General features: G+C 40.2%; 23 protein-coding genes. 21 read left to right on the plus strand and 2 right to left on the minus strand.

Annotation, left to right across the window (positions count from 1 at the left end; all coding sequences use genetic code 11):
- The first annotated feature begins 6 nt into the window (after positions 1 to 6).
- Complete coding sequence (locus tag NST12_RS03305; RefSeq protein ID WP_048622720.1) at positions 7 to 372, plus strand: hypothetical protein; 366 nt, start codon at positions 7 to 9, stop codon at positions 370 to 372.
- A 225-nt stretch (positions 373 to 597) separates the two neighbouring features.
- Here the strand turns inward: NST12_RS03305 and NST12_RS03310 are convergent, their stop codons facing one another.
- On the minus strand, positions 598 to 2,562 hold the full coding sequence (locus NST12_RS03310) for a heavy metal translocating P-type ATPase (protein ID WP_341100221.1): 1,965 nt from the start codon (positions 2,560 to 2,562) through the stop codon (positions 598 to 600).
- A 548-nt stretch (positions 2,563 to 3,110) separates the two neighbouring features.
- On the opposite strand from NST12_RS03310, the gene cax reads away from it, so the two are divergent.
- The 13 genes from cax (at position 3,111) to NST12_RS03375 (ending at position 17,743) form a co-directional block, all read left to right on the plus strand.
- Positions 3,111 to 4,163, plus strand: a complete 1,053-nt coding sequence (gene cax, locus NST12_RS03315; RefSeq protein ID WP_328201955.1) for a calcium/proton exchanger — start codon at positions 3,111 to 3,113, stop codon at positions 4,161 to 4,163.
- Positions 4,164 to 4,389: 226 nt separating this feature from the next.
- A complete protein-coding gene (locus NST12_RS03320) occupies positions 4,390 to 5,190 on the plus strand; it encodes a YfkD famly protein (RefSeq protein ID WP_341100222.1) in 801 nt (266 codons plus the stop codon).
- Positions 5,191 to 5,346: 156 nt separating this feature from the next.
- Positions 5,347 to 5,526 carry an SE1561 family protein gene (locus tag NST12_RS03325; protein WP_003354697.1) on the plus strand — a complete coding sequence of 60 codons (180 nt, stop codon included), beginning with the start codon at positions 5,347 to 5,349 and terminating at the stop codon, positions 5,524 to 5,526.
- A 280-nt stretch (positions 5,527 to 5,806) separates the two neighbouring features.
- Positions 5,807 to 7,363, plus strand: a complete 1,557-nt coding sequence (locus NST12_RS03330) for a fumarate hydratase (protein WP_341100224.1) — start codon at positions 5,807 to 5,809, stop codon at positions 7,361 to 7,363.
- Positions 7,364 to 7,534: 171 nt separating this feature from the next.
- The gene (gene pdaA, locus NST12_RS03335; RefSeq protein ID WP_341100225.1) at positions 7,535 to 8,323 is read left to right on the plus strand and encodes a delta-lactam-biosynthetic de-N-acetylase; all 789 of its coding nucleotides are present in this window, start codon (positions 7,535 to 7,537) and stop codon (positions 8,321 to 8,323) included.
- Between the two features lie 459 nt (positions 8,324 to 8,782).
- Positions 8,783 to 9,976, plus strand: a complete 1,194-nt coding sequence (locus tag NST12_RS03340; RefSeq protein WP_341100226.1) for an efflux RND transporter periplasmic adaptor subunit — start codon at positions 8,783 to 8,785, stop codon at positions 9,974 to 9,976.
- Complete coding sequence (locus tag NST12_RS03345) at positions 9,973 to 10,653, plus strand: ABC transporter ATP-binding protein (RefSeq protein ID WP_341100228.1); 681 nt, start codon at positions 9,973 to 9,975, stop codon at positions 10,651 to 10,653. Before NST12_RS03340 ends, NST12_RS03345 begins: the two co-directional genes overlap by 4 nt.
- On the plus strand, positions 10,650 to 11,849 hold the full coding sequence (locus NST12_RS03350) for an ABC transporter permease (RefSeq protein ID WP_341100230.1): 1,200 nt from the start codon (positions 10,650 to 10,652) through the stop codon (positions 11,847 to 11,849). Before NST12_RS03345 ends, NST12_RS03350 begins: the two co-directional genes overlap by 4 nt.
- Before the next feature lie 18 nt (positions 11,850 to 11,867).
- A complete protein-coding gene (locus NST12_RS03355; protein WP_341100232.1) occupies positions 11,868 to 12,527 on the plus strand; it encodes a Yip1 family protein in 660 nt (219 codons plus the stop codon).
- A gap of 360 nt (positions 12,528 to 12,887) precedes the next feature.
- Complete coding sequence (gene rlmD / locus NST12_RS03360; RefSeq protein WP_341100234.1) at positions 12,888 to 14,300, plus strand: 23S rRNA (uracil(1939)-C(5))-methyltransferase RlmD; 1,413 nt, start codon at positions 12,888 to 12,890, stop codon at positions 14,298 to 14,300.
- 1,226 nt (positions 14,301 to 15,526) lie between these two features.
- Positions 15,527 to 16,099, plus strand: a complete 573-nt coding sequence (locus tag NST12_RS03365) for a GGDEF domain-containing protein (RefSeq protein ID WP_341100235.1) — start codon at positions 15,527 to 15,529, stop codon at positions 16,097 to 16,099.
- A gap of 778 nt (positions 16,100 to 16,877) precedes the next feature.
- On the plus strand, positions 16,878 to 17,336 hold the full coding sequence (locus tag NST12_RS03370) for a LytTR family DNA-binding domain-containing protein (RefSeq protein ID WP_003354722.1): 459 nt from the start codon (positions 16,878 to 16,880) through the stop codon (positions 17,334 to 17,336).
- Positions 17,333 to 17,743 (plus strand): DUF3021 domain-containing protein, encoded by a 411-nt coding sequence (locus NST12_RS03375; protein WP_341100237.1) that lies wholly within the window; start codon positions 17,333 to 17,335, stop codon positions 17,741 to 17,743. Before NST12_RS03370 ends, NST12_RS03375 begins: the two co-directional genes overlap by 4 nt.
- A 45-nt stretch (positions 17,744 to 17,788) precedes the next feature.
- Here the strand turns inward: NST12_RS03375 and NST12_RS03380 are convergent, their stop codons facing one another.
- The gene (locus NST12_RS03380) at positions 17,789 to 18,412 is read right to left on the minus strand and encodes a LysE family translocator (RefSeq protein WP_341100239.1); all 624 of its coding nucleotides are present in this window, start codon (positions 18,410 to 18,412) and stop codon (positions 17,789 to 17,791) included.
- 229 nt (positions 18,413 to 18,641) lie between these two features.
- Here NST12_RS03380 and NST12_RS03385 point away from each other — a divergent pair, with 229 nt between their 5' ends.
- From NST12_RS03385 to NST12_RS03415, 7 genes are all read left to right on the plus strand, one after another.
- Positions 18,642 to 19,091 (plus strand): SgcJ/EcaC family oxidoreductase, encoded by a 450-nt coding sequence (locus tag NST12_RS03385; protein WP_327796807.1) that lies wholly within the window; start codon positions 18,642 to 18,644, stop codon positions 19,089 to 19,091.
- 371 nt (positions 19,092 to 19,462) lie between these two features.
- Positions 19,463 to 20,473, plus strand: a complete 1,011-nt coding sequence (gene allD / locus NST12_RS03390) for an ureidoglycolate dehydrogenase (protein ID WP_341100242.1) — start codon at positions 19,463 to 19,465, stop codon at positions 20,471 to 20,473.
- A gap of 333 nt (positions 20,474 to 20,806) precedes the next feature.
- Complete coding sequence (locus tag NST12_RS03395) at positions 20,807 to 22,126, plus strand: MFS transporter (RefSeq protein WP_341100244.1); 1,320 nt, start codon at positions 20,807 to 20,809, stop codon at positions 22,124 to 22,126.
- A 60-nt stretch (positions 22,127 to 22,186) separates the two neighbouring features.
- The gene (locus NST12_RS03400; RefSeq protein ID WP_327796810.1) at positions 22,187 to 22,492 is read left to right on the plus strand and encodes a UxaA family hydrolase; all 306 of its coding nucleotides are present in this window, start codon (positions 22,187 to 22,189) and stop codon (positions 22,490 to 22,492) included.
- Positions 22,493 to 22,496: 4 nt separating this feature from the next.
- Complete coding sequence (locus NST12_RS03405) at positions 22,497 to 23,654, plus strand: UxaA family hydrolase (protein ID WP_341102115.1); 1,158 nt, start codon at positions 22,497 to 22,499, stop codon at positions 23,652 to 23,654.
- Between the two features lie 24 nt (positions 23,655 to 23,678).
- Positions 23,679 to 24,683, plus strand: coding sequence for a C-terminal binding protein (locus tag NST12_RS03410; protein ID WP_341100247.1), 1,005 nt, complete (start codon positions 23,679 to 23,681; stop codon positions 24,681 to 24,683).
- 3 nt (positions 24,684 to 24,686) lie between these two features.
- Complete coding sequence (locus NST12_RS03415) at positions 24,687 to 25,598, plus strand: dihydrodipicolinate synthase family protein (RefSeq protein ID WP_341100249.1); 912 nt, start codon at positions 24,687 to 24,689, stop codon at positions 25,596 to 25,598.
- Positions 25,599 to 25,744 lie beyond the last annotated feature (146 nt).

The raw sequence follows: 25,744 nt of genomic DNA on the forward strand, positions 1-25,744 counted from the left end.
AAAAAAATGGGGAGAAATAAATTCTTTGCAGGAATGTTCATCGGTGCTGCCGCAGGGGCTGCTGTCAGTTTATTGGACAAGTCCACACGCTCTAAAATGTCTAAAGTGTGCCAATATGTTGTCCAAATCGCAAAAGATCCAAATCGCATCATTTCTTCCACTAAGGAGATAGTAGAAAAAGCTAAAGAAACGGTCAAACAAGTGAATGAAGATGTTGGCTTTATCCGTGAAAAAGTGGAGGATCTTCGTGATTTAACACCGCAAGTGAAGGAATTGCTGACGGAAGCAAAAGATACGTTTTTGCCTGAAAAAAAGGATGCATCCTATCAAGACATCCATAACGAAAAGGAAACGACGGAAAGCGGAAAGTAGTGGACTATGGTTGGGATCGGTGCGCTGAAGGGTATCTGGATGAAAAGGTCATGAAAGGCTCTTGAACGGTCAAAAAGATAACAGAGAGCAATAAGCGAACAGAATGATAAAGCCGGAGCTGCTGAACCTGAAAATCCGCTTGATCGATTCCATAACTTCAATACGTTTTATGCAGCAACTCATAAAAAAAGGGGAGCGTTTTGGCCGCTCCCCTTTTCTCGTTTTTTAATAAGCTTTTAATTCTTGTGCTTCGAACGCTTTTTCTTTTGGAGATTTCAAAAGCCGAAGCCCGTTTAAAATCACTAAGATCGTGCTTCCTTCGTGACCGATCACTCCGAAAGGAAGATCGAGAATTTGAAGGAAGTTGGAGCAAATTAACAACATAATGACTGCGATCGAAAAGACGATATTTTGTTTTACGATTTTATTCATTCTTTTGGAAAGCTGAATCGCATTGGCAATTTTGGCTAAATCATTTTTCATCAAAATAATATCAGCCGTTTCAAGCGCTGCGTCTGTTCCTTCTCCCATGGCAATTCCAACGTTTGCGGTTGCTAAGGCAGGGGCGTCATTAATGCCGTCGCCAACCATTGCGACCGTCCCGTATTTTTCCATAATTTTTTTCACATAGTCAGCTTTGTGCTGGGGCAGGCATTCGGCAATATAACCGTCTAAGTGAGCTTCTTTCCCGATGGTGTACGCTGTTTTATCACTATCTCCGGTCAACATAATCGTATAAATTCCTTCTTGGCGCAGAAGATCAATGGCTTTTTTGGCATCGGGCCGAATGCTGTCTTTCAAAGCAAAGAGAGCAGCAATTCCGTTCGAATCGCGTACAAAAACGACGGTTTTTCCTTCTGACGCCAACTCTTTTGCTTTTCCATTTGCGAAAGAAAGCGCCTCATCCTTACCGACGAATTCCGCTTTGCCGATTTTCCATTCTTCGCCTCCCATCGCTGCCTTTACACCAGAACCGGCAACGTCTTCCAATTGGTCTACTTCTAAAAGCGGAATTTCCTTATCTTCGGCAAATTTTACGATAGCCTGTGCAAGCGGATGATTCGATTGATTTTCAATTGAAGCGGCCATTTGAATAAGATGCGCTTCTTCTAAGCCGTTCCGGACAATGATGTCTGTTACTTCCGGTTTTCCTTTTGTCAGCGTACCGGTCTTGTCAAACGCGATTGCTTTTAAATGGCTTAAATTTTCTAAGTGAACGCCGCCTTTTACTAAGATTCCGTTCCGGGCGCCATTGGAAATCGCCGCTAGAGTAGCGGGCATAATGGATGCGACTAGGGCGCACGGAGAAGAGACAACTAAAAGGACCATTGCACGATAGAACGTTTCATTCCAACTCCATCCAAACAAATAATGCGGTAGAAACATCATCAGCAAGACAACCGCCAACACGACTTTGACATAGCGCCCTTCGAATTTTTCAATAAAAAGCTGTGACGGTGATTTTTCGCTTTGAGCAGATTGGACAAGCTCAATGATTTTTTGGAATAGAGTTTCATTCGATCGTTTCGTAATTTCAACAGTAATGGATCCATTGATATTGACGGTTCCGGCAAAAACTTCTTCACCCAGTTGTTTCGTTACGGGCATGGATTCCCCAGTAATCGCCGATTCATCTACAGAAGAGCTTCCCTTTACGATCCGGCCGTCAGAAGGGATACGTTCACCCGGTTTCACGATAATCAAGTCGCCGATATTAAGACTGAAAACGGGAACTCGTTCCAAATTTCCGTTGGTGATTCGCCACGCTTCTTCTGGCTGCAGATCCATTAAGGAAGAGATTTCTTTTTGGCTTTTATTCATGGTATACGTTTCTAAAGCTCCGCTGACAGAAAAAATAAAAATTAAAACAGCTCCTTCTGTCCAGTACCCGATGCTCGCCGATCCGATGGCTGCAACAATCATTAATATTTCTACATTTAATTCTTTATTTTTTATGGTTTCTTCAATGCCTTCTTTTGCTTTGGCAAAACCGCCGATAGCAAACGCCAGCAGGTAGAGCACACTTGGAACCAGTCCGGCATGATTTTTTTCCGTTATCCAAGCTGCTAAAATAAGCAAACCGCTTAATAAAGCTGCCATTAATTCAAGATGCGGTTTCAGTTTCTCCAACTTCGCCATTTTCGTTTGAACGATTTTTTTATTTGTCAAAGCATTCGCATCTGCGCTCATCGTGGCCCTCCTTGTTTAATTGAAAATAAACTCTTTTTAATTGAGAATAATAATCACCTTCATTATATTGATAATAGCATTAAAATAAGTAATATAAGGTGATTAATATATTTTTTAAATTAAAATTATTATAATGTAGCTATATATTAACATATATTGTTTCAGATGTGAAGAATAAAAACCAGAAAGATTTCTTATATTGAAAAAGCGGGATAGAACTCATTCCAGAAAAAGAACTTTCGATTCGGAAAAAGGGGTTGCATCTTCTTTACAAGCAATGAAATTGAAAATAATGAATAGTGATAAAAAGGCAAGACAAAAAAATTTGATGTATAATGTATAAAAATGGTATATTCAAAAATGTTATGAAAAAGGGACTAAAAGGTTAACGGCTTTCATAAGAAGTGAAAAAATTTATAATAGAAACTTGGAAAAACATCTGACAAGCCTTTTAGCATTTTAGATAATGCTTAAGACCAATTGTTGGAAAAATTCAATACCGGATTCTTTTATTCGTGAAATAATTTAGAAAGAAATGAGGTTTGTTTATGAATAAGATTTTTGCCATTATGGTATTTGCCGGGGTTCCTTTGTCCGTTATAGGGGCTCTGCTTCATTGGCCAGCTGTCATGATGTTTGTCGTTTATTGTTTCACCATTATTGCATTGGCCAGTTATATGGGCAGGGCGACAGAAAGTTTGGCCATTATTGCCGGGCCCAGAATTGGCGGACTTTTAAATGCGACATTTGGAAATGCCGTTGAATTAATTATTTCTATTTTTTCTTTAAAAGCGGGTCTTGTTGAAGTTGTATTGGCTTCTTTGACTGGTTCGGTTTTAGGAAATCTGCTTTTAGTTGCCGGGCTTTCCTTTTTTTTAGGGGGACTGAAATTTAAAAGGCAAAAGTTTAATGTGTATGACGCCAGACATAATTCCGGGCTGTTAATGTTTGCTGTCATTGTGGCCTTTGTTATCCCGGAAATTTTTTCATTAAAGATGACTGGAGACAAAACTTTTTCATTAAGCATTGGGATTGCAGTAATCATGATTCTCTTGTACTTGGCTGCCTTGTACTTTAAATTGGTTACTCATCGCGGAGTGTATCATTCCACACAAGAAAGTCAGGAAGAGCATGAAGAGCCGGAATGGAAAAAAGGGAAAGCCATGGTTATATTGGCGTTGGCGACGATTGCAGTGGCTTACGTTTCTGAAAATCTGGTACATACATTTGAAGTTGTGGCGGACAAATTCGGCTGGAGTGAATTGTTTATCGGGGTCATTATAGTCGCCATAGTCGGAAATGCAGCGGAGCATGCTTCTGCCGTTCTTATGTCCATGAAAAATAAAATGGATATCGCAGTGGAAATTGCCATCGGCTCTACACTCCAAGTAGCTATGTTTGTAGCGCCGATATTGGTGCTTGCATCGATGTTTTTTGAACAGTCTATGCCGTTAATCTTTACGTTGCCAGAATTAATTTCCATGGTCACGGCCGTCTTGTTGACGATTGTCATCCAAAACGACGGAGAATCGAACTGGTTTGAAGGGCTGACATTAATAGCCGCCTATTTCATAATGGGAATAGGATTTTATTTGCTGTAGCGAACAAAATCTGGTATGGAAGAATAAACAGTGATTAAAAATTATTCTATTTTATTGACAGAGAAGGATCTATTCTGAAACGCTGACAATTAGTCAGCGTTTTTCATTTTCATAAGCTTTTTTACCTATCATAGCCGTTCTTTTTTTTCTTGAAAAAGGGATAGGAAAAAGAATATGGGAAACTCTATAAAAAAGTAGACATCGAAGAGAAGGGAGTAAAGCATTCATGAAAGTGTACCGCATTGTCCTGATAACTTTCTTTCTATCCCTGTTCACCGTAACGGCTGCGGAGGCGGCCATAAAAAGCGACAATCGGCATTATCAAATGCCTTCATCTGTGATGAATATAGCGAAAGAAAACACCTATCCGAACCCGACGCAAGATCTCCCATCTTTGCAGCCAAGCGAATTTACGAAGGATTTGTTGAGTACATCTAAAGTGAAAATTGAAAATCCCGATTTAATTCGAATGTTGAATGAAACTTCCATTAACAAAACACCCTTTGCTATCGGATTGAGAGCCACTATTTATTTGGGGGAATGGCCTCTGAATTATGAATCGAGCGAAACGGTTCCCAATTGGGAATATCAAAAAATTAATACGAATTATTTTGATAACCGCGGCGGTAATGCCAATTACAAAATCCATTATGTACAGGAAATGCAAAAACAGATTAAAGGCGGTTTAACCGCTAAAATTCCACATGCAGATGATGTTCAGAAAATGATGATGCTGACTGCGGCACAAAAAACAAAACTTCCACTTTCATTTTCAACAACGATTGGAGCCGGTACGAAAAAGGGCCAGGTTTATAATATCCCGGCACAAAGGCTTGGCTATTTATATGCATACGCACCCGCGGTGAATGAAAAAGGAAAAGTTACGTATGGAGAAGTATTTATTGTACTGAAAGGAATGAAAAGATCGATTGTTGTCAAGAATGTAACCTCACAAGGAATTGGAGCGTGGATTCCTATTCAGGACCATGTGACGTTTGCCTTCGTCACATCGAGCGAACCTAAATAGAAAGAATGATGATGGCCAGAACCAAAGCAGGAGGATGAACCATTATCATCCGCTTGTGTTAGGTGTCTGGTCTTTTGTTGGAAACAGGGTTTCTTGCGATGCAAATTGCTTTTTTGAAAAAGCTTGATTATGATAAAAAAGAAGGGAGAGAAAATAGTGGGGAAAACAATTTATGATACAAATAAACAGCTGAGCTATTTAAAAGAGAGACTGAACATGTTTTTGACGGTATTGGATTCATTGGAACCAGAATCAACGGATATTGAAGATATCGATCGATTAATTCAAATCGTCGAGGAAATAGAAGAAAAATACAAGCAGTTTCGTGACAGATAGCAGCCGTTTTTTTTCGGCTGCTTGATTTATTTTAAGGGATAGGTTCTTTTCGCTCGTTTTTTCCACTTATGAACGTTTCACCCATTTAGTGTTGCATGAAAAAAGAAGAGCTTTGCAAGGCATCTTTCGTGACTGCAAGCACGGCGTTTCCATAAACTTTTTTGTAACCGATTCCATATTTGTCTTTTCAACCTTCAGCTCACAAAGTATAATGATAGGGGGAATTTTTTGTCTATTTTGTCAATACATATTTTTTGCAGTAAAAGGGAGAGGGGAAAACATGGATTTCGAAAAGTTTAAAGAGAGTATGTACCAATTGATTGTAGAGACCTCCACTAACTTGCCAAAAGATGTCCGCCGAGCCATTTTGGCTGCTAAAAGGAAAGAAAATGCCGGTACAAGAGCGGCTATGAGCTTAGCTACTATTACCCAAAATATTCAAATGGCCGATGACAATGTTTCGCCTATTTGCCAAGATACGGGACTGCCTACTTTTAAAATCAAAACACCAGTCGGAGTGAACCAAATCAAGTTAAAACAGGCGATTTATGAGGCGATCGAACAGGCGACAAAAGATGGGAAATTGCGTCCTAATTCGGTAGATTCCTTAACGGGCAAGAACTCCGGAAATAATATTGGAGCCGGGACGCCTGTCATTAAATTCGAGCAGTGGGAAGAAGATTATATAGATGTCCGTTTGATTTTAAAAGGCGGCGGATGCGAAAATAAAAACATTCAATACAGCTTGCCTTGTGAATTGGAAGGATTGGGAAGAGCGGGACGTGATTTGGACGGCATTCGTAAATGTATTTTGCATGCCGTTTATCAAGCTCAAGGACAAGGCTGCAGCGCCGGATTTATTGGAGTCGGAATCGGAGGAGATCGTTCATCCGGATATGATTTGGCCAAAGAGCAATTATTCAGACCGGTGGATGATGTCAATCCGAATGAAGATTTGCGCAAGCTGGAAGAGTACATCATGGAAAACGCTAACAAGTTGGGGATCGGAACCATGGGATTTGGAGGAGAAACGACCCTCCTTGGCTGCAAAATTGGCGTTATGAACCGAATTCCCGCCAGTTTTTTCGTTTCAGTAGCTTATAATTGCTGGGCATTTCGCCGTCTCGGTGTGAAGATCGATCCGAATACTGGGGCCATTTCCGAATGGTTGTATCAAGATGGAGAAAAAGTCACTTTTGAACCTTCGGAATCGGAAAAAGAAACGGCAGCTTCCAATGAGGATTCAGCGCAAACCAATGTCGTTACTTTAGAAGCGCCGATTACGGAAGAACAAATACGCCAGCTGAAAGTAGGGGACGTTGTTCAAATTAACGGCATGATCTATACAGGCCGTGATGCCATTCATAAATATTTAATGGATCATGAAGCACCAGTTGATTTAAACGGTCAAATCATTTATCACTGCGGTCCGGTCATGCTGAAAGATGACGAAGGAAATTGGCATGTCAAAGCGGCTGGTCCGACTACTTCGATTCGCGAAGAGCCTTATCAAGGAGACATTATGAAAAAATTTGGCATCCGTGCCGTGATCGGAAAAGGTGGCATGGGACCGAAAACGTTGGCGGCGTTAAAAGAACATGGCGGCGTATATTTGAATGCTATTGGTGGTGCTGCGCAATATTATGCGGATTGCATTCAATCAGTAGAAGGCGTGGATTTAATGGAATTTGGCATTCCTGAAGCCATGTGGCATTTAAGAGTGAAAGGATTTACGGCCGTTGTCACGATGGATTCCCACGGAAATAGCCTGCATGAAGATGTGGAGAAATCTTCATTAGAAAAATTGGCGCAATTGAAAGAACCTGTATTTCAATAATCCTAGTCGGGAGGGTGGCTTTTCGTCATCCTCTTTTTTATTTTACAACTTACAGAAAAAGGAATGGAAAAGTCGGCATGAATCCTTTTTTTTTCACAAAAAATAGGCAAGACAGATCCTGCATTTCATGGCAAGAAAGCAACAAGAAATACGTTGTAAAGGAAGGATAACATGCGAAGACGTACACTGATAGTATGGATAAGCGCGCTTTTGCTGGCATGTTTCATGGCGACGCCTGCATCGGCGCTTTCTAATCAACCTATTCATTGGGGATTTAAAAAAGCTCAAAACGGAAAACCGGCAGAAGCGGGACAGGAATATGACGAGCTGTTGGCCAAGTACGGGAGTTATTATAAAGGGCCAAGCAACAAAAAAATTCTTTATTTAACGTTTGATAATGGATATGAAAATGGCTATACAGCTCAAATTTTAGACGTGCTCAAAAAAGAACATGTGCCGGCCGCCTTTTTTGTAACAGGCCACTATTTAAAAACAGCTCCCGAACTGGTGCAAAGAATGGTGAAAGAAGGGCATATCGTTGGAAATCATTCTTGGAGCCACCCTGACTTAACGCAAGTGAGCGACGAAAAACTAAAGCTGGAATTAAAGAAAGTAAAAGAGGAAACAGCCAAATTGACGAAGCAAAAAGAGATGAACTATATGCGTCCACCGCGGGGGATTTTAAGTGAGAGAACATTGTCTTTGGCGAAAGAGGAAGGATATACCCATGTTCTTTGGTCGCTTGCATTTGTCGACTGGCAGACAAATAATCAAAAAGGGTGGAAATACGCCTATCAAAACATCATGGCTCAGGCTCATCCGGGCGCGATTTTATTGCTTCATACTGTATCGAAAGACAACGCGGAAGCTTTAGAAAAAGTCATCCAAGATTTAAAAAAAGAAGGCTATCAATTTAAAAGCTTGGATTATTTAACAAAAAGCCAAAACAAAAAGAAGTGATCCCATAACTCCCACCAGCAGCGGACTATGATCGGGATTGAGTTGGCTTCCGAAAAATATTTTTGGGGAGTCTTCGTCTATAAAAGTGGAAAGAAGGGCTGCCTGATAGGTTGCCCTTTCTTGTTTATGGAAAGTGATTGAACAAGGACTTTTGGATGTGCAATAACCAAGTTGTTATGCATGTATAGTTCCGAATATTCAGGAAAATGAGCGTAAAAGTCGATGAAGTATAAAAAATTTCTATCCAAAATTTTGTGTTTTTATAGTTAAAACTAACAATTTTATGAAATTTTATAAATAATCTGTAAAAATATTGTGAAATAGATGGTTATTTGGTAATATTTTCTATGATTTGTTAGAGATTTTGTGTGATAAAAAGGGGGGATCTTTTTAAATTTTTTTCCGTTTTTTAAAAGTTTAATGGAAGGAGGCATAGTCCATAAATAAGGGAGTAACATTATGGAACTAGAACGAACAGAAAAAGTAAATACAAAAAAGAAATGGATCGTGGCTGGGATTGCTGTTTTAATTCTCTTGGTGGTCGCGATAAATGTGATTTTTATGGAAAAAAGAAAGAACGTGACAAAGTCCGTTCAGCTGATGAGTGTCACAAAAAGACCAATTAGTAATACAAAACTGATTTCCGGTCAAGTTGTGCCAGGAAAAGTAGAAACAATTTATCTCGATCCTTCCAAAGGGAAGATAAAAGAAATTTATGTGAAAGAAGGCCAAGAGGTAGAAAAAGGCCAAAAGCTATTCACTTATGAAAGTGCCGACATTAACCTACAGTTAAAACAAGCAAGCATTGATAAAAAAATAACGATGTTGAATTACAATCAAGTGAACGACAAGATTAAAGCTTTGAAAAAAGAAAAAAAGGCTGCTAGCGACAATGCATCATTAGAATCTCAATTAGAAGAGCTGGAAAATCAGAAGAAATCCATTGAGCTGGAAATGGAAAAGAATCAATTGCAAGAAGAAGAATTACAAACCAAATTAAATCAATTAACGATACTTAGTCCTATCAATGGTTATGTAAAAAACTTGCATCAAGATTTAGAAGAAAGTGCTGGGATTACAGATGAAGGAACTTCTTCAGAAACGATGGGGCTTCAAGGAACGCCTATTATGAATATTGTCTCGAAAGAACCATTTCAAATTGAAGGAACTTTAACGGAATTGCAAAAAGCACAAATACAAGCTAATCAGCCAATTAAAGTAACCGCTAATGCTGTGCCCAATAAATCTTGGAATGGGAAGATTGTGGAGGTAAGCGAGTTTCCGGCAGCAACTAATTCAGGGACCGGACAGCTTTCCGGAGAAGCAGGACAATCGACGTCCAATCTTTCTTATTATACCTTTAAAGCAAAACTTCATTCTCAAGAGGGATTATCTCCAGGGTATCATGTAGCCATTCAGGTCGTCTTGTCCTCTAAAAAAGTATTGACCGTTCCGCAAAACAGTGTTCAGGAAAAAGATGGTTCTACATATGTATATGTAGTGTCAAAAGGAAAAGTGCAAAAACGTAACATTACTACTGGGATTAGCACGGGAGAATGGACGGAAGTAGTAGATGGTTTAAAAGAAGGAGAAAAAGTAGTGAAAAATCCTTCTCACACGATGGATTCGGGCATGGAAGTGGAGATTAAATGATTAGCTTAAAAAATATTCAAAAGAACTACTCACAAGGATCTTTAGAAGTAGCTGCTCTTCAAAATATCAACCTGGAGATTGAACAAGGGGAATTCGTTTCCATCATGGGGCCATCCGGTTCAGGAAAGTCGACACTTATGAATATTATCGGTTGTTTAGATCGCCCCACCAGTGGAAGCTATATCCTTAATCATATCGATGTTTTGAAGGCAGAAGAATCTAAAATGGCTCTTATTCGAAATCAATATATCGGATTCGTATTTCAACAATTTCACTTGCTGCCTCGTTTATCAGCTTTAGCCAATGTCGAACTCCCTCTTCTCTATGGCGGAATGAGAAAAAAAGAAAGACAAAGACGTTCGATAGAAGCCTTAGAAAAAGTGGGATTGGCTGATCGTATGAATCATTTACCTAATCAACTATCGGGAGGACAAAAACAGCGTGTGGCGATTGCTCGAGCGATTGCGACCAAACCAACGTTAATTTTGGCCGATGAACCGACAGGAGCTTTAGATTCTACCGCTAGTGAGCAAATCATGAACATTTTTACTCAATTAAACAAAGAAGGAATCACCATTATCATTGTCACACATGAAAAAGAGGTAGCTGCTTATACTTCACGCCATATCCATATTAAAGACGGAAAAATCATACAAGACAAGAGGTATAGTCTATGAATTTGTTAGATAGCATTAAAATAGCGCTCACTTCTATTCTCTCTCACAAAATGCGTTCTATTTTAACCATGTTGGGAATCATTATTGGGGTTGGTTCCATTATTGCGGTAGTAGCGATCGGACAGGGAGGATCTGAAGCATTAAAATCCCAATTGGCGGGTTCGGGCAATAATACGTTAGAAATTCAATTTCAACCGGATGAGGACGAACTATCGGATCTATCTATAAATGACTCTCCTACTTTTACACAAGAGGACTTATTTCAATTAAGGAAGATACCTGAGATTTCTCACGTTATTCCTACCAATACAAGCATGGATTCGATTATGATTGGAGATAAACCAATCAATGCCAGTATAACAGGAATCATTCATGACTATTTTGCGGTTCATTCGGTACAAGTAACAAAAGGACGCATGTTGTCTGAACATGATTTTTCTCAGTCGAATAATGTTGTGATGATCAATGAGAAAGCAGAACAAGAATTCTTTAAAAGAGAACGTTCTGTCGGTTCCATTATTACGATCAAGGGGCAGCCGTTTCAGGTTGTTGGCGTTTATACGATGGGAAATCAATCATTTGGATTGGATTCACCAGAAGTGCTTTTGCCGATATCTCTTTGGCCTGCGCTGTTTGGAACTGATAATATACAATCCGTTACCATTCAAACCAAGAATGTGAATCAATTAGAGCTTGCCGGTAAAAAAGCAGTCAATATGCTCAATCATACGAAATCAGCTGATCTAAAAGGGAAATATGTCATTTTTAATCTGGAAACGTTAAAACAAGGGATTTCAAAAATAACGAACATTATGACCATGATTATCGCCGGGATTGCGAGCATTTCTTTGCTTGTTGGCGGAATAGGTGTGATGAATATTATGTTAGTATCCGTCACAGAGAGGACAAGGGAGATTGGGATCCGAAAAGCGTTAGGAGCCTCAAGAGGAAAGATTTTATTACAGTTTTTGATTGAATCGATGATGCTAACCCTTTTAGGCGGAATAATAGGTATCGGTTTAGGAGTAGGGGGAGCTTACATCATATCCGCCTTTGCCCATTGGCCTCCCCTCGTATCGCCTCAAGTGGTCATAGGAGGAGTATTATTCTCCATGGTTTTAGGCATTATTTTTGGATTAATTCCGGCCAATAAAGCGGCTAAAATGGAGCCCATTGAAGCTTTGCGTTATGAATAATGGAAAGGAAGAGATCAGATGGAAACAAAAGTTGAAGTGAATCAAGAGATCATGAAAAAACCTTCTTTAAGCGGCATGATTTTTTCTCCTGCCGTTCAGTTTGAAAGAATGAAAACAAACGCGCCCATAGGACTCCCTCTGTTTTATATGACGGTGTTGTTTGCGGTTGCGGGGGGGATTGGCGGATATATAGGTTTAAACAGTTCCGATTTAAAGGATTTGGATATTCACGTTCCGGCCGCTTTTACGATTGGAACTGCCGTTATAGTCAGCATATTTTCAGGCATCATTGGCTTTTTATTAACAGCTCTATTTTATAAAATCTGCATGATGTTGATGGGGAATGATACAAAGTATAAAAAACTTTTTGCCATTATAATGTATGCAAGTGTGATTTCTGTCATAGGCGGTATTATAAATGAAATCATTAACCTGGCGGTGGGTGCAGATAAAGTCACTTCCTTTACCAGTCTTGCCCCTCTCGTTACGGGAAATAAAACGTTGAATGCTATAGCTCAAAACTTCGATGTTTTTCGCATTTGGTACTATGTCGTCCTAGGGATAGGTCTGCATATAGCAGCAGGATTAAGCAAAAATAAAGTGGTGATTCTTCTCGTTATTTTATTCGTCATCGTGGCCGGCATTAGCAGTTTAGGAGCATTCCTTCCTGGTCAGTAAACGATGGATTATCTTATATACTTAACAAAATTAAAAGGTGTCTACTACGGACAATAGTATACACCTCTTTTTTATGTCATTTATTTTCTCTGTTTTCGGTTTTTCTATTTTTTGGCAATTCCCGTCGTTTTTGCTTTAGAAATTGCGCCTTCTAATCTAATATCTTCTTGTTTTTCTGCAGCAGTAATCATAAAGGAATTTAGGGCAGAAATTCGATTTCATGAGATAAAGATGGTAGAATGAGACAAATCATATCTGGTTCCATTAATAAATAGTTGTCATGAGTACAAAAGATGATTCATAATGAAGACCGTAATATTGGCTGCATGCGCTTTAAGAACAGAAAGCGGGTGAAGAAACGTGAGTTCCAATCAACAAGTGAAAATTAAAAAACACCAGACTTTTCCGCTTACGATTAAAAGACTTGGAATCAACGGAGAAGGAGTTGGATATTTTAAACGGCAAGTCGTATTTGTTCCCGGTGCGCTGCCGGGAGAAGAAGTAGTGGTGGAAGCGACAAATGTGCATCCCAATTTTACGGAAGGGCGAATCAAAAAAATCAGAAAGAAATCCCCTTTTCGTGTAAAACCCCCATGTTCCGTTTATGAGATATGTGGAGGCTGCCAGCTGCAGCATTTGTCCTACGAACGACAATTGGTCGAAAAGCGGGATATCTTAATTCAAGCTCTTGAACGCCATACCCAGTTTGATATAACACAAATCGAAATTCGGCCAACCATCGGCATGGAAGACCCGTGGCACTACCGGAATAAAAGCCAATTTCAGCTTGGAAAGCAAAAGGAGCGGGTGATTTCAGGGCTTTATCAATTGAATTCTCATAAGCTGGTCGATATTTCAACATGTATCGTTCAGCATCCAGAAACGGATAAAGCGACGCAGATTATTCGAGAAATTTTGTCCGACTTGCACATTCCTATTTTTGACGGACACACCAAAACTCCTGCTGTTAGAACCATCGTCACTCGAATTGGGACAAAAACCGGCCAAATTCAAGTGGTTCTCATTACTACTCATAAAGAACTTCCGAAAAAACAACTCATTGTGGATGAAATCAAAAAAAGACTGCCAAACGTTGTCTCCATTATGCAAAATGTGAATCCAAAAAAGACATCGCTGATATTCGGAGAGAAAACGTATTTATTGTATGGAGAGCCTTCCATTACAGAGCAATTGGAAGAATTCAGTTATGAACTGTCCGCGCGTGCATTTTTCCAATTAAACCCTGAACAAACGATCAAGCTTTACAACGAAGTGAACAAAGCAGCTTCGCTCACAGGAGAGGAAAAAGTGTTAGATGCTTATTGCGGGGTTGGAACGATCGGACTGTGGCTTGGAAAAGACGCTAAAGAAGTACGTGGTATGGATGTCATCCCGGAAGCAATAGAAGATGCCCGTAAAAATGCTGAAAAACATGGCATGTCACATTTCGTCTATGAAACCGGAACAGCCGAAGAATGGCTGCCAAAATGGAAAAAACAAGGATGGATTCCCGATGTTGTGGTCGTTGACCCGCCTAGATCCGGATGCGACCGTGAATTTTTGAAAACGATCATGAACATCAAACCAAAGAGAATTGTGTATGTTTCCTGCAACCCTTCCACGTTAGCCAAAGATTTGCAGACGCTAAGCCCATTGTACAAAATCCATCACATCCAACCCGTCGATATGTTCCCAATGACCGCACATGTTGAATCTGTCACACAGTTGGAATTAAAGTGTAAAGCCAAAATAAACTCTTGCCATTCACAATAAACTCCTGCCAAAATGAAAACAAAGTTGTGCAAAAGTGTGGGAAAAGGTGTGAGTAAAAAGGAGAAACCCATCTCCCTCAAGCCTTTTCCCCTATTTTCTATCACGACTTTATTTTCAAACATAATAAAGTTCTGCCAGAAAAAATCGAAGCAAAAATCGAGAAAATGAGAGATTCGTGCATGACTTTATTATGAATGGAAAAATATAGGTAGCGTAGGAATGCGGGTTGAAGGGGTGGAGAGTAGCAGGAGTTTATTATGACTGAACAGAAGCTGTAGAACATAAATAAACTCTTGGCATTCACAATAAACTAGAATTTTTGTTTTCTCAACAAAAGTCCATATTGTATCGAGTAAACGCTCAGTCGTATGACTGAGCGTTTTTAATGTGCGCCCGGCATGTACATGAACTATAGGGTGTAAGTCCCGAACCCCGAAGACAGAAGTAGAGGTTAGCCAAGAGCAAGGGTGTCCGTGGTGACGCGGAATCTGAAGGAAGCTGGAGGCAAAACACCGGTCCGAGGAACACGAACCTCATATAAGGCTAGGTATGATTGAGTGAGTTTGCATAACAAAACAAAGCTCTTTCTGTCGAAGGTCATATCGAGTAAATGAGGCGGATAGATGGTGTGAAAGTGCATGTACTTACCCGGGGAGGTCTGGCGGATATGTGAAGTACTCTTCATAACCTACTTAGTGATAAGTAGCTGAACCGTCAGAAGTCAGCAGAGGTCATAGTATTAGTTGGTCTAGAACAACTAAGAAGGACCGAACAATTAAGAGAGAATAGCCCTTGGTATTCAGTGAGTCATGATGAACACAGAAAACGTAGTACCTCACTTGAGGGAGGAAGCGGTGAATCCCGTGGGAGACCTCTTGGAGGGTGGAGTGACCACTGGCATAAAGAGAACAGCTATTCACGGAAGTTATAAAGACTTGCGTCAATTATCTTAATTGAACCGCCGTATACGGAACCGTACGTACGGTGGTGTGAGAGGACGGGAGTTAATCGCTCCCTCCTACTCGATTGTGTTTGTTTCTCAACTGTACTAGAGGAGAGTTAATATTTCTTATGGGTTGATTATGACTTGAGAAAAGAGGATAGGAAAGTGGAAAAATAGAAATGATTAGGTATATTGACCTGCTTTGGGGAGACTTCTATAATTTGTTCATCGTTGGAAAGATGACAAAGGGAACTATCGGTGGTTTGAAGAATATACAACGCCTATGTTTGAAAAGGGAGAATTAATAGCCATTCACGGAATTATCAGGAATATAGATGAAAAAGTGAAATTACAGCAGGATTTAGAATATAGAATTACCCATGATGCTATAACAAATATATACAATCGAGAATTTTTTGAGCAAAGTATGGAGAAATACAATAATCACGTAAATACATCTGTGGCCATTATTTTGTGTGATTTGGATGAGTTAAAGTATTTGAATGATAACCACGGCCATAAAAAAGGTGACTTTCTCATAAAAGAGTCTGCTAAGTTATTAAACCAATTTTTCTCGGAGAATGCGATTGTTGCAAGGATTGGTGGAGATGAGTTTGCTGTTATCATAAAAGATGCAGATAAAGTAGAAGTTGAACATCTCTGTCAAAATCTTTCCGCAGAAATTAGTGAGTACAACAGAAACAGCAAAGATATAAAAATCAAAATGTCGATGGGATATGCTTTTAGTAAGTATTCCATCGGAAAAATGGAGAAGTTATTTGCTGCAGCTGACAAAAATATGTATCAAGATAAAAAGGCAAAGAAAGAGCAGAAGTTGATTCAATTAGGACTATGATTGTAGAGAGCATTGACGGGTGATTATTTTTTTATTTAAGTCAAATTGAAAAATTCACATAAACAAATAGTTTAAGTCTGATAAAGAGAGTGTTGTTTTACATATGTCGAAAATCAAACTGCTTTATTTGTTTGACAATAAGGCACAATGAAAAGTTGCGAAAATTTGAAAAATCGAACTGAATTGTAGGGAAGGAATTGAATGTTGATCGATCTCTCTTCCCTAAATAAAATTCCAAAATCAAATTAAAGTAGTGCGAAAAGGAAAAATAAAATCCTTTTGCGATTGCAGTTGTTGCTACTAATCCGTCAATGATGGGCAAAGAGAATCAATCTTATTTAGATTTTCGTTCAACTCTTTAAGGATATCTCGATATAAAAAGGGTGAAAAACTTTATATGTTGTGATTGTTTAATCAAAACGAAAACGTTTTAAATGATTGATACAAGTTTGCTGGAAGTGTGGATCGAATTCATAAAACCAGAATATCTGCTGTTCCAGAGATTGTTTCCATCCCTTGGAGATCTATTTTAGGTATTTCCGAGGTGATGGATTTTTTATGTATGAATGTATGGATTAAGTGTTTTACAACATGTTCTTTATAAGTTAGAAATTCTCTTTTGGAATAAATAATTTTCTCATAAGAATGCATCTGACAGGACGATTTTTGCCGGATAGCATTGGAAAATGACCTTTTAGCTTTATTATGAAGACAGCCATTGAAAGGACGAATACAATTTAAGTAGCAAGAAATGTATGTATAGAAGGAGGATGGGGGAATGAAAGTGTCTTTAGATATTGACAATGACTACGATGAGACGACCGTGACCATTCACTGTAAAGAAGTCGATGACACAATTAAAGAAATTCTTGATTTCTTAAAAGGAATGGAAACGGAATTTATCGTGGGTAAGAATGGGGATATGAATTATATTTTAAAGCCAAATGAAGTTCATTTTTTTCGTACAGAAGGAGATTTTGTTCAGGCTGTCACGGCTAAAGGAACATTTAAATTGAAGGAAAAGCTGTATGAGCTCGAAAAATTGCTTCCCTCTAACAAATTTGTTCGCATTTCTAAGTCCGTTATTGCCAATCTTCATGAGTTGAGTCGATTTGAAGCATCGTTCAACGGCACTCTATGCGTTTATTTTAAATCAGGAGAGAAAGAGTATGTTTCGCGGCATTATGTCCAAGCAATTAAAAAAGCATTAAAAATGAACAGGGGGAAAAAAGAATGAAAGCTTTTTTATACAGAAGCATCATTGGAATATTGATCGGTTCCTTTGTGTCCGTCATGGTCACCAGCGGTATCATCTATTTCGGTCATATACATGTTATTGATGGTGAAATTTTTATTAAAAACTCGCTGGGATCCATATTTTGTGGATGGTTTTTTACCGTATCTCCGCTTTATTTTGAAATAAAATCACTCCGTCTTTCGCAGCAAACGGCTTTGCATTTTATTACCATCATCGTGCTGTATTTTAGCTTGTCCTTAGGAATTGGATGGCTCCCCTTTGATATAAAAAGCATCTTGATTTCAGCAGCTATTTTTATAGCCATCTATATAGTCATTTGGGTCAGCTACTATTTCTATTACAAAAACTTAGCAAAACGAATGAATGAAGATTTAAAGAAAATATAATAAAACATTCCCTTCAAGATCGCTTTTGAAGGGAATGTTTCTTTATCATTTTTCGCTAAGCGCAATTTGAATGCCGATCATCCCCAATATCGAACCTTTTATGATGTTCATCCGCTTCGCCAGGAATGAATGATGAAAAAGGACACGGCCCAGTTTCTCTGAAAACACGCTGACAGCGACAAAAACCGCGAAAGCTTGCACGAGAAAAATAATCCCCAAAAGAAACATCTGTAATGGAATATGTCCTATCGACTTATCCACAAATTGAGGCAGCAATGCTAAAAAGAACAATGATACTTTTGGATTCAGCAGATTCATGAGAATTCCTTTTTTATACAATGATGTGTATTTTAAAGGGTTGTTTTGGTGGAAAGTAAAACCTGTCTCTTTTTCTTTAAATGATTGCCAAGCTAAATACAGCAAATAAGCCGCCCCTGTATATTTGACGATGGCGAAAGCCAAAGCAGATTGATAAATGATGGCTGAAACCCCAAGCGTTGCAGCCGAGATATGTACAATAAGGCCTGAACAAAGTCCCAGCGTTGTGGCGATTCCAGCTTTTTTGTCCTGTGAAATACTTTGAGTCATCACAAAAAGAATATCCGGACCCGGCATCAACGTCAGCAAGATTGCCACTCCTAAAAAGGATATGACTAATGTGAAATCCATTGACTACACCTCTCTTAGATGAGCTTCCATTCTTTGTTTCCTTTCCCAATTGACTTCGAGGGATACCAGCCTTATTCCTTCTTCGTGGGAGAAAATGATAAAAAAAGGATTATTGCAAGTACGCATTGCTATCCTTCCTACATGTTTTTGTATAAAAAATGGATGTATATTACAATGAATTAGTAATCGTGAAACGATGAACTACGAGAGACCTTTAAGGAGGAATATGATGAAATCGACTGTGTCGAATGAAGTCCAAGCGCTTTATCAACAACTAATTGATGGTTGGAATAACCGCAGTGCCCGTGCAATGGCTGATCAGTTCGCAGAGGATGGGGAGATGATTGGTTTTGATGGGAGCCAGGCGATCGGCCGTGAGGAAATCTTTTCGCACCTTGATCCCATCTTTAAAGAACATCCCACACCTCCATTTGTAACGAAAGTGAAAAATGTTCGTTTTCTAGATTCGGATGCAGCCATATTGCGTGCTATAGCAGGGATGGTGCCGCCTGGTCAATCAGAGATTGATCCAAAACTCAACACCCATCATACACTTGTGGCAGTGAAGAAGGATGGAAAATGGAGAATCGCGCTCTTTCAAAATACTCCTGCTCAGTTTCATGGCAGACCCGAGCTAGTCGAACAAATGACAGAAGAGTTAAGACAATTGCTTAGATGAGTATTCCGATCAAATTGGATGTATGATCTTTAAAGTGATAGTTCCATCAGGATCGATGGTTCATACGAGGGACTTCTATATAGGAAGTCTCGTTTTTTTATTTTGGATAGGAACTTATCTGTGAAAAGAAAGATGATCTGAACGTCCAAGCACTTCTGAATAAAGACAGGAGTGCTTTTAAATTTATGAAGAATTTTAGAATATTACGATGTTAAGCGCTTACAATTATATTGTAATGTCACTAAAACGTCGACTAAATCGAATTGGTCATTCGCTTTTATGCCCAAGATTTTGAAAGTTTATTTCATTTTTGGGCCATTGTACAAGGAGTCAATGAAGGGTTGTTTGTAGGGGAAAGGGGTCGTAAAAAAATGGGGAATATTATTATGTCTCACCAAAAACTAAAGGAACTGGTAAAGAAAAAGTTAGAACAGACTGGTGTTCTTGAAGAGCATGCTGAAATTGTAGCGGAAGTATTAGTACATGCCGATTTACGCGGTGTCCATTCTCATGGTGTTTTGCGTACGGAACATTATGTTCGAAGGGTGAAGGAAGGCGGCTTAAATCCCAATCCGAACATCTCTTTTAAAGCAACAGGACCGGTTACAGGGATAGTGGACGGAGATGATGGCTTTGGCCATGTGATTGCCAAAGAGGCGATGAAACATGCGATCCGTCTGGCTAAAGACAATGGGGTCGGAGTTGTTGGAGTGGTCAACAGCAGCCACTGTGGAGCGTTGTCTTATTTTGTTCGTCAAGCGGCAGATGAAAATATGATTGGAATCGCTATGACTCATACGGATAAATATGTGGTTCCGTTTGGAGGCGCGGAGTCCTTTTTTGGAACAAATCCGCTTGCTTTTGGTTTTCCGGCTAAAAACAACCCTCCCATTATTTTAGACATGGCAACAAGCGGAGTAGCATTGGGAAAGGTGCTGCAAGCTAGGGAAACCGGACAATTGATTCCATCAAATTGGGGAGTAGATGAAAAAGGAAATCCGACGACCGATCCTCATCAAGTAGTCTCCTTGCTTCCGGCGGGTGGGGCAAAAGGCTACGGGTTAGCACTTGTGGTCGACGTTTTATCAGGAATTTTAACCGGATCGGCTTTTGGCCCCCATATCACAGCGATGTATGGGGATTACAAAAAGATGCGTAAATTAGGCCATTTTGTTGGCGTCATCAATCCAGCTGCATTCACTAATGTCGATTCATTTTTACATGCGATAGATCAAATGATTGACGAAATTCATGAAGTTTCGCCTGCAGAAGGGTTTGACAAAGTGCTGGTGCCAGGTGAGCCCGAGCAATTAAAAGAGCAACATTACCTTAAAAACGGCATTCCGATTCCAGAATCCGTGCATCGCTATTTGATAAGTTAATAGAAACGTTGAATAAAGAATTGAAACGAAAGAATGGCCGTAACAAGTTAGGACATGATGTAGACGACAAATAGAGAGAAAAATAGATCTTGTTGTCGGTAAGGGATATTTTCCATCCGGGCTTACAAAAGGAGTAAAAAAAGAAAAAATTTTCTCTTCGACTATCGCTGGAATAATGGAAATAACCTTTGAAGACATTACGGTGGCGTGCAAAAAACGATCGGAAGAAAGGCACGATATGGCTTTAATTAGGAAATGTTTTTAGAGACTATTTTTGTCTAGTAAATGAAATGAATTTTGGCTTTTTTATTTAAACGATAGGAGGAACCCCCTATGATCCTGTCAATCCATAAGAATTTGAAACCTGCTTTGCGAAGGAAGAGAACAAAAGTCCGATGGAATATCGCTATTCTAATGTGGGCAGCCATTGCCATTAATTATTTAGACCGTGCCAATTTATCGGCAGCTGCCCCGGAAATCATGAAAGAGCTTCATTTAAATGATGCTCAAATGGGAATTGTAATGTCTGCTTTCTTTTGGTCTTATGTGATTTTTCAAATTCCTTCCGGATGGTTTGCTGATAAAGTGGGGCATCGGATTAGTTTGGCATTTGCTGTCGGCTGGTGGTCCCTGGCCACCGCGCTAACGGCAGCTGCAAGAGGAATGGGTTCTTTAGTCGGCCTTCGAATTTTGCTCGGAATAGGAGAATCAGGAGCTTATCCAAGCAACAGTGGGGTAACATCCAAATGGTTTCCTGATCATGAACGCGGAAAAGTTTCGGCTTTTTTTGATAGCGGTTCCAAAGTAGGGACGGCTTTGGCGATGCCGCTTATTGTTTGGGTTATCAGCCAATTTGGATGGAAGGCTTCCTTTATCGTTTCCGGAATGATCGGCTTTATTTGGATGGCTATTTGGATCTGGTATTTTCGTGATCCTGAAAAGCATAAATATATCAATCAAGAGGAACTTCAGTATATCCGTGAGGGGCAAGTGAAGAAAGATGGCATTGATAAAGAACAGCCAATGAAATGGTATGAATTGTTTCGTTATCGAAACATTTGGGCGATGTGTTTCGGCTTCTTTACTTTGAATTATGCCATTTATTTCTTCATCACTTGGTTCCCGACCTATTTGGTCAATGACCGTGGGATGGAAATGATGAATATGGGATTTGTCGCGATGATACCGCCGCTGGTGGGAATGATCGGGGAATGGATTGGCGGCTGGCTCACTGATTATTTGTATCACCGTCGCAATTTTTCTTTGACAGCGGCCCGTAAAATCAACCTTGTAGGCGGAATGATTTTGGCGACCTTTATCGCACTGGCTGGACTTGTCTCTTCAGCTGCCATGTCGGTTGCATTATTGTCTATTTCTTATGCGGGGCTTGCGATCGCTGCTTCTGCCATTTGGTCTTTGCCTGGAGATGTGGCTCCTAAAAATATGACCTCAACAGTAGCAGGGGTCCAAAATTGCGCATCCAATATCGGTGGCATTTTAGGGCCAATCTTGACGGGGTTTATCGTATCATCTACAGGTTCTTTTATCCCGGCATTGCTGATTTCTGGATTGGCTACATTACTGGGTGCTGCAACCTATCTTTTCTGGCTGGGGGAAGTGAAACCGATCGAGCCGCGAATAAAATCTGCATAACAACAACTATATAGGTGTATATTTTTCTGAATTTTAAGTTAATTTAAGAGGTGTCTTATGATGAAAGAATGTTTTAAAACGCTTATGTTGAATCCAAAAGATCATGTGGCGGTGGCGTTGGAAGCCATTCCTTCCGGAGCTGTCGTTCAAGTGAAATGTCAAGATTTTTCCCAGGAAATCGAGTTAAAGGATGATATTGATTTTGGTCATAAATTTGCGGTTAGGCCGATTATAAAAGGTCAGGATGTTCTGAAATACGGAGAAGTGATCGGCTCTGCTTGTGCGGATATTGAAGTTGGAACGCATGTTCATGTTCACAATCTGGAAGGAAAACGCGGTAGAGGTGATAAAATTGTCAGCCATTAAAGAAATGGAGCTGTTAGGATACAGGCGCTCTAATGGTCAGGTGGGCATTCGCAATCACGTGCTGATTTTGCCAACTATTACATGTGCTGCACAAACAGCGCAGCGGATTACGGAGCTTGTCGATGGGACGGTTACATTTATCCATCAGCATGGCTGCGCGCAAGTTGGCGTGGATTATGAGCAAACTTTTAGGACTTATGTGGGGATGGGTTCAAATCCCAACGTTTATGGAGTGATCGTTCTAGGGCTTGGATGCGAAACTCATCAAGCTTACCGTATTGCCGAAAAAATTAAAGAAACTGGAAAGCCGGTAGAAGTGGTTTCAATTCAAGAAGAAGGAAGTACATTGGATGCCATTGCCCAAGGCGCAAAGATTGCGGTGAAGATGGTTCAAGACGCTTCCAGGCAAAAACGTGCCCCTTTTGATTTTAGCGATTTAATAGTCGGAACGGAATGCGGAGGATCCGACGCCTGCTCTGGATTATCCGCCAATCCGGCTGTTGGAGAAGTAAGCGATATGATCGTGGATCTAGGCGGAACAGCGATTTTGGCAGAAACGACAGAATTGATTGGAGCTGAACATTTGCTGGCGGCGAGGGCCGTTGACGATCGCGTAGCGAAACGGGTCTATGAAGTGATCGAGGCGATGGAAAATCGTTCGATTCAAATGGGTGTTGATATTCGAACAGGAAATCCGAGTCCAGGAAATATAAAAGGCGGATTAAGTACATTAGAGGAAAAATCGTTAGGTGCCGCTAAAAAAGCGGGGAGTCGACCGCTTCAGGAATTGGTCCATTATGCGGAGCCCCCGACCAAAAAAGGATTGGTTTGGATGGACACCCCGGGACATGACATTGAACAATTAACCGGCATGGTAGCTGGCGGCGCCCAAATAGTGCTGTTTACGAGCGGAAGAGGAACGCCGACGGGTTCGCCGATTGCACCGACCATCAAAATTTCCACCAATACCTCTATGTTCGAGCGTATGCACGACAATATGGATATCAATGCCGGCACCATCATTGACGGAAAGGAAACGCCAAAGGAGGTGGCCAAACGAATTTTAGAGGAAATTGCGGAGGTGTGTTCCGGGAAAAAAACAAAGGCGGAAATATTGAAACAACATGATTTCGGCATTTGGAGAATTGGTCCGACATTTTAATCAATAGTTAGAGAGGGAGTAAAGATGGGCGCTTATCAAGTGGTGGTGACCGATTATGATTTTCAAAATGTAGACATCGAAAGGAACATAATGGCCGAATATGGAATCGAATTCATTCCGGCTCAATGTCGCACAGAAGAAGAGGTGATTCGCGCAGCAAAGAAAGCTGATGGAATTTTGAATCAATATGCCCCTATCACAGCCGACGTAATCGAACAACTTGAAAATTGCCAAGTCATTGCACGCTATGGGGTTGGCGTCAATACGATTGATGTTGAAACAGCAACGAAAAAAGGCATTATCATCAGCAATGTAACGGACTACTGCTTAGATGAAGTATCGGACCATACTTTAGCATTACTATTGGCGTTGGCTCGAAAAATTGTCGTGCTGAATCAATCTGTAAAAAATGGGAAATGGGATGTCAAAAAAGCGAAGCCTGTGTTTCGGCTAAAAGGCCGTGTGTTGGGATTAGTCGGCTTCGGAAATATTCCTCAAACATTAGCTGTAAAAGCGCAATCTCTCGGACTAAAGGTTATGGCCTATGATCCGTTCGTTCCGTCATCGATTGCAGATGCTTTGGGAGTGAAGCTTGTTCGTTTGGAAGAACTTTTACAAACGTCCGATTTTGTATCGGTTCATTTGCCATTAAATCGGGAAACAAAAGGAATCATCAGTCGTCAGGCATTTGAACTTATGAAAAAGGAAGCGTTCATAATCAATACAGCCCGCGGTCCAGTCATTGACGAGTCTGCTTTAATCCGGGCCTTGTCAGAGAAACAGATTGCGGGTGCGGCGTTAGATGTGGTTGAGAAAGAGCCGATTGATCCGAACAGCCCCTTGCTGAACATGGAAGAAGTCATCCTTACTCCCCATGCCGCATGGTATTCAGAAGAAGCAGAATTTGAGTTGAAGAGGAAAAGTGCTCAAAATATCGTCGATGTTCTGAACGGCTGTTATCCGGATTACATGGTGAATCCTTCGGTCAAGAGCAGGTTGAGATTATCAAAAAAGGAAAGGAAGAGATAAAGAATGGCAGCCGTATTTAGAGGAATTATTCCTCCCGTTTGCACGATTCTGGATGAAGACGGGAATTTGGATCGGAAGGGAATGGGGCAGTTAATTGATTTTTTAATAGAGACAGGGGTCAATGGTTTGCTTTTTTTGGGAAGCAGCGGAGAATTCAGCCAAATGTCCGTTCAAGAGAGAAAAGAAGTAGCCGCTTTTGCGACGGATTACGTTCATCAAAGAGTGCCGGTTATAATCGGTACAGGCAGCACGAATACTCGGGAAGCCATTGAATTAAGCCGACATGCTGAACAAGTGGGGGCCGATGGGATATTAGTGGTCAATCCATATTATTGGCCTTTATCTGAGAAAAATTTATTACAACATTACGGGGATATCGTAGAATCGGTTTCTATTCCGGTATTGTTATATAATTTTCCCGGATTAACGGGTCAAGATCTAACCCCTGATTTTGTTCTCCAATTGGTCGATCGATATCCAAACATAGCGGGAATTAAGGAGACAACGGACGAAGCAGGGCATATTCGTGAAATGATCATAAAAGTAAAAGGCAAATTTCCCAATTTTTCTGTTTTCTCCGGTTATGATGATCATTTATTGAATACATTATTTTTAGGTGGGGATGGATCGATTGCTTCAAGTGTCAATTTTGCACCGGAAATATCGCTAGGCATTTATCAAGCGTTTCAAAATGGAGAAATGGAAACGGCCTTAAAGCTCCACCAGCGCTTGGCTTACTTGCCTCTTTTGTATAAACTGGATTCGCCGTTTGTCAATGTAGTGAAAGAGGCGATTGCACTGAGAGGCATCGATGTTTCAACGTATGTTTTACCGCCTGCCCGACCACTTGATCCGCTTAAAAAGGAAGAACTGAAAAAAATATTGCAAAAAGCTGGAGTTTTATCATCGTCATAATCAAGAACGGCCCGATCTGTTCATCGACAGATACGGGCCGTTGAAGTTTTCATGTTGAACAGGAACTTTACGACGGTTTTTTCGAAGCGGGTATGTCATTTTTAACCGGATATTACCAATTTAGTGCAGAATAAAATGCTGCAGCT

Origin of the sequence: Bacillus sp. FSL W8-1127 (genome assembly GCF_038006725.1) — a bacterium.
Classification (GTDB): Bacteria; Bacillota; Bacilli; order Bacillales; family DSM-4216; genus Bacillus_O; species Bacillus_O smithii.

What these genes read in the sequence shown, in the direction of transcription:
- NST12_RS03305 (WP_048622720.1), top strand. Translation starts at nt 7, where the DNA reads ATGGGGAGAAATAAATTCTTTGCAGGAATGTTCATCGGTGCTGCCGCA.
- NST12_RS03310 (WP_341100221.1), bottom strand. Translation starts at nt 2,562, where the DNA reads ATGAGCGCAGATGCGAATGCTTTGACAAATAAAAAAATCGTTCAAACG.
- cax (WP_328201955.1), top strand. Translation starts at nt 3,111, where the DNA reads ATGAATAAGATTTTTGCCATTATGGTATTTGCCGGGGTTCCTTTGTCC.
- NST12_RS03320 (WP_341100222.1), top strand. Translation starts at nt 4,390, where the DNA reads ATGAAAGTGTACCGCATTGTCCTGATAACTTTCTTTCTATCCCTGTTC.
- NST12_RS03330 (WP_341100224.1), top strand. Translation starts at nt 5,807, where the DNA reads ATGGATTTCGAAAAGTTTAAAGAGAGTATGTACCAATTGATTGTAGAG.
- pdaA (WP_341100225.1), top strand. Translation starts at nt 7,535, where the DNA reads ATGCGAAGACGTACACTGATAGTATGGATAAGCGCGCTTTTGCTGGCA.
- NST12_RS03340 (WP_341100226.1), top strand. Translation starts at nt 8,783, where the DNA reads ATGGAACTAGAACGAACAGAAAAAGTAAATACAAAAAAGAAATGGATC.
- NST12_RS03345 (WP_341100228.1), top strand. Translation starts at nt 9,973, where the DNA reads ATGATTAGCTTAAAAAATATTCAAAAGAACTACTCACAAGGATCTTTA.
- NST12_RS03350 (WP_341100230.1), top strand. Translation starts at nt 10,650, where the DNA reads ATGAATTTGTTAGATAGCATTAAAATAGCGCTCACTTCTATTCTCTCT.
- NST12_RS03355 (WP_341100232.1), top strand. Translation starts at nt 11,868, where the DNA reads ATGGAAACAAAAGTTGAAGTGAATCAAGAGATCATGAAAAAACCTTCT.
- NST12_RS03365 (WP_341100235.1), top strand. Translation starts at nt 15,527, where the DNA reads ATGTTTGAAAAGGGAGAATTAATAGCCATTCACGGAATTATCAGGAAT.
- NST12_RS03370 (WP_003354722.1), top strand. Translation starts at nt 16,878, where the DNA reads ATGAAAGTGTCTTTAGATATTGACAATGACTACGATGAGACGACCGTG.
- NST12_RS03375 (WP_341100237.1), top strand. Translation starts at nt 17,333, where the DNA reads ATGAAAGCTTTTTTATACAGAAGCATCATTGGAATATTGATCGGTTCC.
- NST12_RS03380 (WP_341100239.1), bottom strand. Translation starts at nt 18,412, where the DNA reads ATGGATTTCACATTAGTCATATCCTTTTTAGGAGTGGCAATCTTGCTG.
- NST12_RS03385 (WP_327796807.1), top strand. Translation starts at nt 18,642, where the DNA reads ATGAAATCGACTGTGTCGAATGAAGTCCAAGCGCTTTATCAACAACTA.
- allD (WP_341100242.1), top strand. Translation starts at nt 19,463, where the DNA reads ATGGGGAATATTATTATGTCTCACCAAAAACTAAAGGAACTGGTAAAG.
- NST12_RS03395 (WP_341100244.1), top strand. Translation starts at nt 20,807, where the DNA reads ATGATCCTGTCAATCCATAAGAATTTGAAACCTGCTTTGCGAAGGAAG.
- NST12_RS03400 (WP_327796810.1), top strand. Translation starts at nt 22,187, where the DNA reads ATGAAAGAATGTTTTAAAACGCTTATGTTGAATCCAAAAGATCATGTG.
- NST12_RS03405 (WP_341102115.1), top strand. Translation starts at nt 22,497, where the DNA reads ATGGAGCTGTTAGGATACAGGCGCTCTAATGGTCAGGTGGGCATTCGC.
- NST12_RS03410 (WP_341100247.1), top strand. Translation starts at nt 23,679, where the DNA reads ATGGGCGCTTATCAAGTGGTGGTGACCGATTATGATTTTCAAAATGTA.
- NST12_RS03415 (WP_341100249.1), top strand. Translation starts at nt 24,687, where the DNA reads ATGGCAGCCGTATTTAGAGGAATTATTCCTCCCGTTTGCACGATTCTG.